We start from the raw sequence: 13486 nt of genomic DNA, 5'->3' as shown, positions 1-13486 counted from the left end.
CATGCTTATGGTGATTCTTATCATACTTCATGAATGTTACGAAAAGCTTAAGTAAACATAAAAATTTCGTGTAATGGCAGTTAGGTCGAGAGATAAGGATAGGGAGTCGAATCTAGCAGTCATAAAATAACGGATTACATAACCTAGATGATAATGGTATTATAAGGAATAAATTAGTAGATCGATGAGGGGATCATGAACATGATAGAGATGATGAGGTATAACTGGCGCATACGGGAGTCATATTTTGAGCTTTGCAGCAGTCTTCCTCGGGAGGAACTCGTGAAGGAGCGCAACGGAGGAGCGGGTTCCATATTGAAGACATTTTTTCATATCGTTGAAATGGAACATAGCTGGATGCAGGAATTGCTAGGCAGACCGGATCGACCGCTTTGTTATGAAGATAATCAGACGCTGGAGAACATCATGGAGATGTCCAGAGAGAGCCGGATAGGATCAGAATGGATCTTCCAACATTCGAATTCATACCTCGATGGAAAGCTCGTTGATGTATCCTGGTTAGATGAAAAGATATATTACGGGGAAATTCTCAGGCATGTGATCGTTCATGAAATTCATCATATGGGTCAGCTTTCTGTGTGGGTAAGAGAAATGGGCCTGAAACCGGTCTGTGCCAACTTCATTCAGAAAGGGTTGATGGAGATCGTATGAGTAAACTGGAAAAGGTTAAAGCTGAATCTCTCTATGAGGAAGACATTTTGAGTATAAATAAGAAGCATCGATGCTGAAGCGATGTTTTACAAAGGAGCATGTTCATGATACTTGAAGCCGTTACGCTGTATATAAAGCCTGGGTGTTCACCTGCATTCGAAGTCAGCTTTCACGAAGCCCAGAATATCTTGATGGAGATGAAAGGTTATAGGGGACATGAGCTTCAGAAATGTATCAAGCTGGAAGACACTTATTTGCTGCTAATTAGATGGGAGACCCTTGAAGATCATACGATTGGCTTCAGACAGTCCCCTCAGTATGAACGCTGGAAACAATTGCTGCATCACTTCTATGATCCATTTCCTGAAGTCATGCACTATACGTTAACATCAACGTGAAGTGACTCGATGGTCAGGCGTTTTTTTCATTGGAAATCATGATATACAGGATGTGAACATGGAATAAAGTCGTGGAGGAACCGATAGAAGATGAACAGAATATTAGAAAAATCAATTATGGTAGAGAAAAAACAGGCATTCTTTATCCTCCTAATTTTCATTGCAATTATAGCAGGTGGGGGTGTAGCGGTATTCCTCGGTTACTTTGAAGGGGGCGGAAGTAGAGTTCTGTCTATTCCAGTCCGGACACTGGCGATTGAAGCAGAGAGTTAATGAACATCATCCATTGTACTTGGAAAGAGAGCAGAAATCAGAGCAACACACTGAACAAAAATGAGAGCAACAAACAGAGAATTTGTGAATGAGAATGTCGAGTTTGTAACCATGTTCGTAATACGAACGCTAGGGAAAGAGGAGAGATCAGGAGATGGAGCATGCAGATATTTATAAACAGATGCCCGTGCTGCACACAAGCAGACTAACATTGCGGCCTTTAAAATCGTCTGATGCCACCGATATATTTGCCTATTGCTCAGACCGGGAAATGACGAGATATACCATATGGGAAACTCATCAGACAATAGCAGACACCGAAGCCTTTTTGAATGGAACCTTTGCCCAGTATGAACGGGGAGAGGTTAGTCCGTGGGGGATGGTAGAGAAGCAGTCTGGCCAGATTATCGGCACTGTTGGTTTTATATCGTGGGATACAGTGAACGATCGGGCTGAATTGGGCTATGCGCTGTCCAGAAGCTGCTGGGGAAAGGGATATATGTCTGAGGCGGTGCAGGAGCTTGTGAAATTTGGCTTTGAGCGAATGGAACTGGTTCGCATTGAGGCTCGTTGTCATCCCAACAACATCGGCTCCGAGCGTGTCATGCAAAAAAGCGGCATGCAGTTCGAAGGGATTTTGCGCAAGCATATTCGGGCGAAAGGGCGGTACGAAGACGTCAAAATGTATGCCATCATTAACGCAGACAAACTGGATATGGCATCTTTGAAATAGATCTTCATAAATAGATGTTCACAAATAGATCGCCATGTATCGTGATGATCATCTCCAGAAAATTTTCGAGTGAGAAGACTGCTCAATAGGGGGAAAGTGAAGATGTACACGACGATTTACCTCGTCCGGCATGCACGGACATAAAGGAATTACAAGTTTGAAAAGGGGGATGAACATGAAATTAGGGTTTGTGATGGTGATGCTGTTTCTGCTGATCGGGTGTCAGTCCACCTCCATTTCCGATGAGGGTGTGACTTTTTATGATACAGAAGAAGAGGCGCTCACGGATTATTTCCAGGATCGTGCCCCCCTCAATGTGAAGCCAATCTCTGTGAAAATAAATCTGACGGGCGGAGAGATTGTCCTGTTAGAGGAAATGGAAGAAGAGGTGTACAGCATTGCCGAACTGGTAGAGAGAGAGAATCAATATGCGGTCATTCGGTTATCGGCTGGCATGTACCTGGGCAATGTAACAGGAGCGCAGTGGGTTTTCTCGACCAGTCATGACCAAGCCTACCAGATCAGTCTGAGAAAAGACGAAGAAGCATTTCCAGAGACAAGGGCCATAGCGGTAAAGCTGCCGATGCTGGCTATGGACATGTCCATCACAAAGGCACGGCAGGAGGACGAACGAAATGCTGAAATCGGGCAGGTCACCAACGATATTTCTTCCTTTGAAATCAGAAGGTATCGCGAAGATGGTGTGATCGAAATGCTGCAGCAAGGCGGAGAGGGATTATGAACAGTCAGAGCGTGTTCGCTGGTTTGGTGCAAATGGGAGACGGACAACAAGTGCAGTTAGACTAATTGGAGATCGATTCATTCCGTGCGATCATAGACATGCAGCGCCTTGGTACACGTTTGCAGCATGCGGGCTTGCAGCCGCGCTCCCTCCACGACCCGAATCCGTACGCCCAAAAAACGAATCTTGGACAGCAGATATTCCTCTTCATCGGGCAGATAAGTCAGCTGTATGCGGTAGGTTTCCTGATCTAATGCGACCTCCACTTTTTTATCAAAGCAAGAGAAGGCGTACAGAATACGAGACAGCTCGGTTTTATACCGTGGCAGCAATTCGATGACGGCTTTCTTTTGCTGTGTTTCCATATAAGCGTGACAACGACCCCGCAAATGGGCAATAAGCCTGTCACTTAACGGATAGGAATGAACCTCCTTGATCTTGTTCAGCTTCGTCGCCATCATGCCCTTGCCCTTCAAGGGAATCCACAGCAAATACCACTCTTTCTTCACCAGTGAAAACTCCAGCTTGTAAGGGAGTCCCCTGCGATGATGCCATTGCTTCGTTTTGGGGTTTCCGAGCACCAGTTCCATGCCTGCTTCGTTCATGATCATTCTGCGCAGCTTTGGCAGCATGGGATGATGAAGCGGCTGGGCCGAACTTTGCCCTTTCTGTGTCAGATGAGTCGTATCGAGGACAGATTCCTCCTGCAGCAATGTATTCAATTTGCTGAACAATTCAGGCGAGAGTGCTCCCTGTGCCGCCGGATGGGTGAGCATCGTCTTCAGCCAGGCCCGTTCATGCGTGGTGACTGCTTGCGTGCCCGTCTCCGTCAGCCTGTTCATCATCTGGTAATTGAAGATTTTCTCGAACAGATGCATAGTAGTCGTACATCTCCTTCCATTCCGCTATCAGTTCCTCTCTCAATGCCTGAGGCTCGAGCACTTCACAGCTGGAACCGAAGCTGCGCAGCCAGGGCTTGATCTCATGCATGCCGTTTACGGTAATCTCATAAATAAACCCCTCTGCATCTTCTTCCACAATCTGTCCCCACTGTCCCTGGAGCTGAACGCGTGTCCGGATAAAATGATCCCCGCCGCGACTATGGACAGAAGATTCCTCACTATCCCCGCCGGATACAAGCAATTGTACTGCCAGGTCCCGTTGAGACAACGCAAAGGGATGAAAGAATTTCGCCCGTATCTGAACAGCCGGTCCCGTGTCGATCACCCAACTGAACGCGAGCTTTTCCTCGAGTGCTTGCTGAAGCTGGGCGTAAGCTTGTGTGTCGGTGGCCTTCAGCCATTGCAGTTCGGTGATTCCATCCAGCCGAAATTTCCTCCAGCCGTGCTTGCCTTGATGCCCGATTAAGTACCAGCGTCCATACTGATGATCATAGACCACCTTGAGAGGAAGCACACGCTGCTCACTTGCGGTCGCCTCCCGTTCATAACGCGGGTTCGTGTTTTGCGAGCTGTAGCTCATATCTTTGCTCGCGGTAAAATAGCGAAACTGCAACTTCCTGCGTTCGTGGATGGCTTGTAGAATCGTATGCAAGTGCGCTTCATCCAGAATGCGCGAGTAATAATGGTATTTGAAAAGAAAGACGTCCAACTGCTGCTTGGCAATTCCTCTGCTCAGCATCGCCCTCTTTATATTGTCTCTCAGCAAATATCCCTGGACTGCCGGGATCTGGGTATTGGCCATGTGCTCCACAAAATCATAGACATCCAGCAGTTCCTCCGTGGTGAGGGTGTCAAGCAGCGCATTGTGCAACGTATACCGATACGGTCTGCGCGCATCCTGCTTGCGGATGACCCCGATTTGCTCCAAATATTTCAGATCGGCCCGAATTGTTTTCTCATCCGGTGTTGGCAGATGATCAGGTAGGCTGCTGCTGCACAGATCGAGCAATTCGCTGACGGTGAGATCCTGCTTCTGCAAGGCGCTCATCATGAAGGGAAGACGGTGGCTTTCCGATTCCTTCACGGACTTGGCGCGAAACAGGAAGAGCAGGGTCGGGTCTGTCGTATCATAGTAGCGGACATGGAGCAATTGATTCAGGTCTTGTTCGGTTGTCTCTGCTTCCGGTTCGAGGGAAGCCTGAATCATATCCTTGAGCCTGCGGATGGTTTTGTCGAGGGTATGCACCGAGATGCCAAGACGTTTAGACAGCTGCTCCCGATTATAGGCGCCACTGGCTACCGCGAGCATGCGCAGGCATTGAATTTCCTTGTCAAAGCTTTCTCTGGCCATAGGCTCTCTCCTTGATCGCAAATGTTCTGCTTCTATTGTAACAGGCCGGAAATAAAGGTACAGGCATAATTTTTGAAGTTGCCATACTTTCGCCCTGTTGGATTCGAGGAGAATTTGTAACAATAAGGATGCAACAGAAGGAGGAGAACCAGTATGAAACATAAGCATTCACAGACAAATGAAGAGGCGGCAGTCGTTTCCTCATCCATTCGCGCAGAGATCAATCAGCAGTTAAGGCAGATCGAGCAGGAGGAGCAGATTCGCATTCTGTATGCGTGTGAATCCGGCAGCCGGGCCTGGGGCTTCCCTTCTCAGGACAGTGATTATGATGTTCGTTTTCTGTATATTCGTCCAGAGGATTGGTATCTGTCGATTTTCGAGAAGCGGGATGTGATCGAACGACCGATCAGCAGTCAGCTGGATATAAGCGGCTGGGATTTGAAGAAGGCGCTCTACCTGTTTCACAAGTCCAATCCGCCGCTCATGGAATGGCTGATGTCTCCAATTTGTTATATCGAAACAACCTCGGCTGCCGAGCGAATTCGGGAGCTGTCACCGTTTACGTTTTCACCAAAGGCGTGCCTGTACCATTATCTGAACATGGCGAAGGGCAATTTTCGCACCTATCTGCAAGGCGAGCAAGTAAAGATCAAAAAATATTTCTATGTTCTGCGTCCGATGCTGGCGTGTGCCTGGATACAGCGCTATGATACCATGCCGCCGATGGCTTTCCGTACGTTGGTAGATACGCTTGTCCCCGCAGATAGTGCGCTATATGAGGCAATTCAGGCGCTGCTGGGTCGTAAAATGGCGGGAGAGGAACTGGATCTGGAACCACGGATAGAGCCGATTCATCAGTATCTGACCCAGGCGTTCGAAACGATCCAGCAGGAGGCCGCGAATATCCGCACGAGCGAAGGAGCGAGCAGAGAGGAACTGGACGACCTGTTTCGGGCGATGGTGTCGGAGGGTTGGAGTACCGGGTAAGAAATTGGCATGCAACTATTTGAGAGGCTCCCTAGTCTAAATAGGTAGAAGAACACCGTTGGAAACAGAAGGGAGACAGCGAGAATGAAGGTACACCTGTCAACAAGATATACATGGATGAACAAATGGATGGTGCTCGTTTTGATCCTGGCGATAGGGTTGACGACACCTGTATCCGATATTTTGGCGGCAAACAAAGCTACAGCGAACGAAAAACCTGTTCCTGCTCATATGACGGTATTACTCAATGACGAAATCCTCCAGTTTGATGTGCAGCCCGTGATTGTGAAAGGCTCTACCCTGGTTCCGCTTCGCAAGATCTTCGAATCACTGGATGCGAGTGTGTACTGGAAGAATGATACGAAAACGGTCACCGCGACAAAAGGTCAGATGACCTTTACCTATACCATCGGGGACATGCATGCCTGGCGCAATGACTGGAAGCTGCCCGTGGCGACCATTCCGGGCATGATTGTAGAGGGAAATACGATGGTGCCCTTGCGATTTGTGAGTGAATCACTGGGTGTACAGGTGCACTATGTGGCCGAGACCCGTACCATTCACATGGTAAAGCCAGAGAAGACCTGGAGCGATGCCGAGCTGACAGCGGAACTGGACCGCTATCGACTGCCCTTGCCTTACAAGACCATTCTGAACCAGGCACCGGAATGGATCGCCTATATGCAATCCAGAGTAAACGCGGACAGTGTGTTGTTCTTCGGTGATTCCACGACATGGGGCTCGTATTTGGGAAGCAAAGAAACCCTGCCCTATCTCGCAGGACAAGAGCTTGGGACATCTGCTTATAACCTGGGTGTGCCGGGTTTCAGTCCGACTCAGATGATGCCCTTTATCGATCATGTGTTGACCGCGCTGGATGAACAGAAGCCAGCTGTGGTGATTCAACTGCAATATTTCTGGGATCAGCCCACCACCTACACCGGATTTACCGACATGCTCCAGCGGACGATTCCTCCAATCGAGGATGCACGACAAGCCTTGACCCGCACCCTTCCTGCAGATGAGGAGAAGGTAGAACCAGCTTATGCGGATTACGCCCAGCAATCTGCAGAGAAGAAATCGGCTATGGTTGCACGCGGCAAGCAGATTTTTGTGAAGAAGCATCAGCTCTCTTCGGAAATGAACAGTCGGTTGCAGTCGCTGCGCGCACTCATTCAGGCCCGCCCGCAACAGCAATTTTACGTCTATCTGCCTCCTTATTTGATGGGTGAAGTAACGACGCATACCGAATTGAAGACATCAGATGTTCAACAGTACGTGAACCTGATCGAGCGTCAGTTTGAAGGCCTGCCCAACGTGTATGTTCGAAACTTTAACGACGGCAATGAAGAATGGACAGCGACAGACTTTATAGACTGGCTGCATCGTTCCAAGCAGGGCGAGAAGCGCTTTGCTGCAGTCCTCACGGACTGGATACAACAGGAGCAAGCCAATTAATCCTCGCAATATCTTAGGAAGAATAGAGATAGAAAAACAGAGCAAGAGATCAAGAGTAAGAAAACAAGAGATACAGAGATAGATAGAGAGAGATAGATAGAGCAGCACAAGGAATGAAAAGGGGAAAAGGCAAATGAACGAAATGAAGAACATCGTATCACATGGAAACAATCATTATGAAGCACATCTGCCGCATGGAAATCTCCATCTGTTTGCGAACGAAAATGTGTTTCAGAGCTTCGAGGCGAACGTATATGAGATGGCAGACAACAATCTTCGTATTCCCCGCCACGTATACATGAGCTATACACCGGATGCTCATGTTGGCATCGGGACGTGCATTGGGACGACGGCGGTATGGAGGCAACGGGACGGTTTTGTTTCTCCCTCCATTGTCGGCGTCGATATTGGCTGCGGAATGCGGGTCCATCTCACCAGTCTTCACAAGGAAGATATACAGGACCCGCAGGTTCGGCGCGAGATGATCGCAGCGATTGAGCGTTATGTGCCGACTCATGAACGCACCCATTCCCATTACACGGATATTGACCTGACGGAAGTCGTAAAGCACGGACTTCACGGATTGCCGGATTCGTATGTGCCGGATGACAGCTCTGGATCCGTCATGTGGAGCAAGCGACCTTTCAATTTGATCATGACAATCTGAATGAGCTACGCCGCCGTCTGTTCAAACGGGCCCATGGCCAGCTGGGAACGCTGGGTGGAGGCAATCATTTTTGCGAGATTCAGTATGTGGAGCTGGATGAGCGTCAGTCCGAACTGGCAGAACGGTGGGGACTGTTTGACGGGCAAGTGATCATCATGATCCACTCCGGCTCGCGTGCCTGGGGAGCGATGCTGGGGGGAGATTATACGAAGCTGATCAAGCAGGCTATGGCGGATTGGGGCGTATCCAATCCAGATCCCAACTTGATCTATGCCCCGGTTTCCAGCAGGGAAGGGCAGACCTACCTTAATCTGATGTATTCGGCGCTGAACTTTGCAGTAGCCAATCGTCACATGATCGCTTATGGCGTACGTCAGGGCTTGCGGGATTATTTCGGAGAGAACTTTGAGATGCCGGTTTTGTATGATCTGATGCACAACTATGCATTGAAGGAATTTCACCGAAATGAAGGCTTCATCGTGCATCGAAAAGGGGCCACGCGCGCGCTCCCTCCAGGGCACTACATGAATGCGCCAGCGTACAAGGAAACCGGGCATCCCGCTCTGATCCCGGGCTCCATGGGTACAGCCTCATATATTATGGTGGGGCGGGAGGAAGGCAAAAAAAACTTCTATTCCATCTGCCACGGCGCAGGACGGATACGATCTCGCAGAGCGACCAAGGAAGCCGTCAGCGTGAATGAATTCGAACAATCGCTCCAGGTCGGAACGGATGATGAAATCGTCGTTAATCATGCCTCCCTTGCCGCCATTCTGGATGAATGTCCGCAAGCGTACAAGGACGTTGATCAGGTGATTGACAGTATCGCAGGTGCGAAGCTTGCCGATATTGTAGCCAAATGCAAACCGATGGCCGTAATCAAAGGATTATAACGTTAACCAGTAGGCCCCTCGCTGTCGGATCTCGGCGAGGGGCATTTGTATGTGGATGAAATTTTATGCGGTTACCCTGATAGGATAAGATTCAGGTGGAAAGTGGTGTATTGTGTCTATATATTCAAATAAAATATAACACATCTATATCTATTCTAAAGAACATGGAACAATTGGCTTTACATAAGAGGATTATTATGGTAATATATTTAAAGTTAAATACATATATGACAAAAAATTACTATTTATCTCATATTAGAATTTGTGATTGGTTATAAAGTTATCCATAAGTACAAGCCTAGTAATTTTAAGAATATAAAGACGATGGTGATAAGAAGAAAAAAAAACAAGAATTTTTTCATCTAAATCCTCCTATTTTTAATCAACTATAACATGTTAGTTGTTTTTTCTCTACAGTTTTTAATTTTTTTGCGGCCGCAAAAATATAACAATATAGGAAGTAGGAATGAAATTGAAGAAGAAACTTGTTGCTATTTTGTTAGGTTTGATCCTGTCATTTTCCAGTGTGATTGCTTTAGCTGAAGAAACCGCAGAAGATCCAGGTGTGCAAGAATTTAAATTGGAAGTTGAAAAACAGAGAGCTAAGATGATCAAAAAAATTAAGAATATCAAAGCTGACTCTGATTTTAAAATTGTAGAACAACAAGGACCCTCTACTTTTTCTTTCACATACTCAGATGAAATTAAAACTGAAGCAGATAAGGAAAGATATAAACAAAAAGTAGAAGGTTTTGAAGGATTAGCGACACAAACAGACTTTGGTTTTGACGCAAAATGGCCTAATGGAAGTTCAATGGGTGTATTAAATAATGGATTTGAAGATACAGTTATTGATTCTAATCCTTGGTTTTCTGATGAAGAACTTTGGGCCAATGGTGATGGTTACTATGGCCATTTCAAACAATCTTCTAGCACAACCCAATGGTCATCACTTTATAACATTAAGGATACATTTAAAATTGGTGGAACAAATATGACTTCAGCAACTGTCCAATTCCCTTCATTAACTACTTCCGTTCAGAGAACTTCTACATCAGTTGACGGAACAGTAGAATGGAATAGTAGACAAGCAGGGTCTAGATGGGACAGAATTTATGGTGAAATTTATGTAGAGAGTCAGAATATTAAGAGTTATTATCATTCTTCATCTGCGAATGCTGACTACGGCAGCAGTTATTCAGTTTACACACAAGCAAATTTAAATTTGGATATTGATTAAATAGAACTGAGAGAGTTTATCAAATTCCTTTGATAAACTCTCTTCTAAGTTTTACTTCTAGAGTTTCCGATTCAAGGAGGTTTCAATGCGAAAGTTAATTTTTTTTTCTGTCCCCATTTTTGTTATAGGTTTATTTTTTTATTTGTATAATTATAAAGAAGATTCTAGTGTTATTAATCAAACTGCTCTAATTTCCCTATCTGAGATAGATAATTCTTATGTTACTGTTGAGATGATTGAAAGAGCCTTAGACAAAAGTTACTATCACGAACAATCAGTCCCTGTTTTTTCATCTATTGGATTATCTTATCCAAATCCAGACCCTTATAAAACATACTGGATGTTGAGGCTTTGTAATGCTATTGATATGCCCGAGAAAGTAGAATGTTTTTCAAAAGTCGAAACGATTTCAGATATGATAATACAAGGAGTCCATCATGATATTCTTTACATACGATATCAATCAGGCATACAGAAAATATTAGGAAATACAATGATGACAAATATATGGATCAACACTTTAAATGAGTATTTTGATAATGAAGATTCTTTGTATTATTCTCAATCTAAGTCAGATAACATTAATAAAAAAATAAATACAACTTTGATAGTTTTAGATGCAATTAAAGATATGGGAGAAGTATCTACTAAAAAAAATGAAATTACTGAAAAGGCGATTCAACTATTTAATGACGACACCTTTTTCAATTTAGAGTCTGTCGATAACGCTGTACTATTTAATGGTGGAAGTATTGTTGTTTTATTGAAAAAGTTGGGTTATGAAGAAATGGACTTAGAGGGGAAAATTCCAGATCGATCTGAGTGGCTAAATAATATTAATCGTGATGCAACAGAATTTTTAACTAAAGACAACATTAACTCGTTTTTCTTTTTGAGAACATTAATTGATATTAATGATTTTTTTGGTAAAAAAACATCTATTAGCCCTGATATTGTTCGAGCAATGAATGATCAATATAGAGATTTCCTGCTTAATGAATTTCAAATATTTGAGCCTCAATTTGAAACAATTATTGCTGAGGTAAATAATTATTTTAATATTTCGGATCACAATCAGACAAATCAGGATATCATAAGATATTCCATACCAAATGGACTTAACAAAGTAGGGACAACCCAGTTGAATTTTAAAGACAACTATTATGGTATATTACTTGCTAATTTAATTGGGTATGAGTTTCATAGAGATAGACTATCGAAACATTATACAGAAGTGTATGAACAATATTTTTTAGAAGACAGTAATATTGGTGATAAAAATAAACTATATAAGTTGTACTATATGTTATTAACATCAAAGGAGTTATCCATAGATGTATCTAATACAAAGAAAATAATTAATAGTGTTAATAGGTACATAGTAGAATACACTGAAGAGAATGGTCCTGATTCACTTGGCGTATATAGTGTATGTATGAAAATTTTAGAAGAAATTAACGGTGATCTTACTCAAGAGGCAAAAAGAAAAATTCAAAAATTACTGTATCGATTAGATGAAGAAGGGAATGTGTATAAAAGCAATTTAGTTACACAATATCAATATCTTGTCGATTTAATTTCTACTGAAAATGAAAAAATAATAAACGAAAAGATAAACAGTGCGATTCAGGATTTAAAAGACAAATCGGGACTATACAAAAAAAATGTTTTTTCAAATCAACTAGATATTGCTACAACATATGAAATTGTTTTGAAAAAATCAACAACAAATGAATTAACACTAGAAGAATGTGAAAAAATACTAAGAAGTTTGCGGAATATAATAAAATATGATGCATTAACTGGTGTGAATTTAAAAGAATACTTTGTTGATTTGGAAACAATTTATTACTCAGTCATGTTATGTGAACTATTAAAGGATCAGTCAATAATGTTAACTGAAGATTGACATTAGTTTTCAAATATCTGATATTGATATAAAATAATTGTGAGATAATTTTACTTTATTTATTAAATAACCAGTATTTCATACCTCATGAATAGGAACGAAAGTAATATAAATTGTTAATCTATCATATATAGCGAGGAATCATCTTCATGTTGAAAAGTATAGTGTTTTTATGTATCTTAGCGACAATTTACTTCTGCTATATACTGACGATAAGTAGTGATAACGAATATACAAATAAACTAGAGGTTCAACAGCTAAATTTAAAAGAGTACTTAAATTTAGCTGAATATAATGTTTATTCAGGGAAAGGAACAACTATTGCTATACTTGACTCAGGTATTTCCAATCATTCAGACCTGAATATGAATAATCTAATTAGTTTCGTTGATTTTACCCACGACAATAAAGAGATGTATGATGATAACGGTCATGGTACAGCTATTACTGGAATAATAGCTGGAGATGGGGAATACCAGGGAATTGCACCGGATACAAAATATATTATTATTAAAGTATTAGACGAAGAAAATCAAGCAGATTATAATTCTCTTATGCAGAGCATAAACTGGATTTTGTTAAATCATGAAAAGTATGAAATAGATATTATTAACATATCTCTTGGTATACAGTCATATATCTCACACGAAAATATTTCTTTAGAAAGAAAAATACAAGAAATGCTAGATCATGGTTTAATAGTAGTGGCAGCCGCTGGAAATTCTGGGCCCTACGAAGATACAATAACGTTTCCTGGATCAATTCCTGGAATAATATCTGTGGAATATTTAAACACGCATCATTCTTATGATTATAATGATGCTACAGTAGCTATTTCATCTAGCAGAGGAAATAATATAAACTGTAAACCTGAAATTTATATTCCAGCGATTGATATGAAAGTTCTAAGAAAAAATAGTGGATATACTATTAAATCAGGTTCTTCCTTTGCAACAGCTGTAGTAGCTGGTGTCTTGTCTTTGTTGCTGGAGAAATTTCCTGAATTTTCACCTGATCAAATAAGGAAGGAATTACTGGATAATACAGTGGAGATTGATGATAAAAGTGTAAATTGTATTCCTAAGGTATTATTTGTTAAAAGTTAGTTAGTTCAGTTTGCGTTGATCGAGGATCTAGAGTCTGTAAACTAGATTGTGTAAACTCCTAAATCTATTAAAATAGAGGTAGGAGAAAGGTTGGGATCTACACATGGGATTATGGACGAAAGAGCAGCTTCGCGCATTCATCAAAGAAAATAAGT

12 protein-coding genes and 1 pseudogene are annotated in these 13486 nt (G+C 42.8%); 11 read left to right on the top strand and 2 right to left on the bottom strand.

What is annotated here, in order from left to right:
• Positions 1-201 precede the first annotated feature (201 nt).
• From ACFSUC_RS07610 to ACFSUC_RS07590, 5 genes are all read left to right on the top strand, one after another.
• On the top strand, positions 202-672 hold the full coding sequence (locus tag ACFSUC_RS07610; RefSeq protein ID WP_379928944.1) for a DinB family protein: 471 nt from the start codon (positions 202-204) through the stop codon (positions 670-672).
• 104 nt (positions 673-776) lie between these two features.
• Positions 777-1070 carry an antibiotic biosynthesis monooxygenase family protein gene (locus ACFSUC_RS07605; protein WP_379928943.1) on the top strand — a complete coding sequence of 98 codons (294 nt, stop codon included), beginning with the start codon at positions 777-779 and terminating at the stop codon, positions 1068-1070.
• 90 nt (positions 1071-1160) lie between these two features.
• Positions 1161-1343, top strand: coding sequence for a hypothetical protein (locus ACFSUC_RS07600; RefSeq protein ID WP_379928942.1), 183 nt, complete (start codon positions 1161-1163; stop codon positions 1341-1343).
• A gap of 154 nt (positions 1344-1497) precedes the next feature.
• Positions 1498-2076 (top strand): GNAT family N-acetyltransferase, encoded by a 579-nt coding sequence (locus ACFSUC_RS07595; protein WP_379928941.1) that lies wholly within the window; start codon positions 1498-1500, stop codon positions 2074-2076.
• A gap of 175 nt (positions 2077-2251) precedes the next feature.
• Positions 2252-2818, top strand: a complete 567-nt coding sequence (locus ACFSUC_RS07590) for a hypothetical protein (RefSeq protein WP_379928940.1) — start codon at positions 2252-2254, stop codon at positions 2816-2818.
• Positions 2819-2895: 77 nt separating this feature from the next.
• On the opposite strand, the gene ACFSUC_RS07585 is transcribed toward ACFSUC_RS07590, so the two are convergent.
• Complete coding sequence (locus ACFSUC_RS07585; RefSeq protein WP_379928939.1) at positions 2896-3696, bottom strand: WYL domain-containing protein; 801 nt, start codon at positions 3694-3696, stop codon at positions 2896-2898.
• Entirely contained in the window at positions 3614-5071 is a 1458-nt protein-coding gene (locus ACFSUC_RS07580; RefSeq protein ID WP_379928938.1) for a helix-turn-helix transcriptional regulator, read from the bottom strand. Before ACFSUC_RS07580 ends, ACFSUC_RS07585 begins: the two co-directional genes overlap by 83 nt.
• A 153-nt stretch (positions 5072-5224) precedes the next feature.
• On the opposite strand from ACFSUC_RS07580, the gene ACFSUC_RS07575 reads away from it, so the two are divergent.
• From ACFSUC_RS07575 to ACFSUC_RS07550, 6 genes and pseudogenes are all read left to right on the top strand, one after another.
• A complete protein-coding gene (locus tag ACFSUC_RS07575; RefSeq protein ID WP_379928936.1) occupies positions 5225-6058 on the top strand; it encodes a nucleotidyltransferase domain-containing protein in 834 nt (277 codons plus the stop codon).
• Between the two features lie 84 nt (positions 6059-6142).
• A complete protein-coding gene (locus tag ACFSUC_RS07570) occupies positions 6143-7516 on the top strand; it encodes a stalk domain-containing protein (RefSeq protein ID WP_379928935.1) in 1374 nt (457 codons plus the stop codon).
• A 142-nt stretch (positions 7517-7658) separates the two neighbouring features.
• Positions 7659-9076: pseudogene (locus ACFSUC_RS07565) on the top strand (RtcB family protein).
• A 466-nt stretch (positions 9077-9542) separates the two neighbouring features.
• The gene (locus ACFSUC_RS07560; protein ID WP_379928934.1) at positions 9543-10316 is read left to right on the top strand and encodes a hypothetical protein; all 774 of its coding nucleotides are present in this window, start codon (positions 9543-9545) and stop codon (positions 10314-10316) included.
• Between the two features lie 85 nt (positions 10317-10401).
• Positions 10402-12225 (top strand): hypothetical protein, encoded by a 1824-nt coding sequence (locus tag ACFSUC_RS07555; RefSeq protein ID WP_379928933.1) that lies wholly within the window; start codon positions 10402-10404, stop codon positions 12223-12225.
• A gap of 149 nt (positions 12226-12374) precedes the next feature.
• Positions 12375-13331, top strand: a complete 957-nt coding sequence (locus ACFSUC_RS07550) for a S8 family serine peptidase (RefSeq protein ID WP_379928931.1) — start codon at positions 12375-12377, stop codon at positions 13329-13331.
• The last annotated feature ends 155 nt before the right edge of the window (positions 13332-13486 follow it).

Source organism: Marinicrinis sediminis, assembly GCF_042685085.1.
Classification (GTDB): domain Bacteria; phylum Bacillota; class Bacilli; order Paenibacillales; family KCTC-33676; genus Marinicrinis; species Marinicrinis sediminis.
The sequence above is the reverse complement of the archived record's forward strand: the minus strand, read 5'-3'. Positions and strand labels throughout refer to the sequence as shown.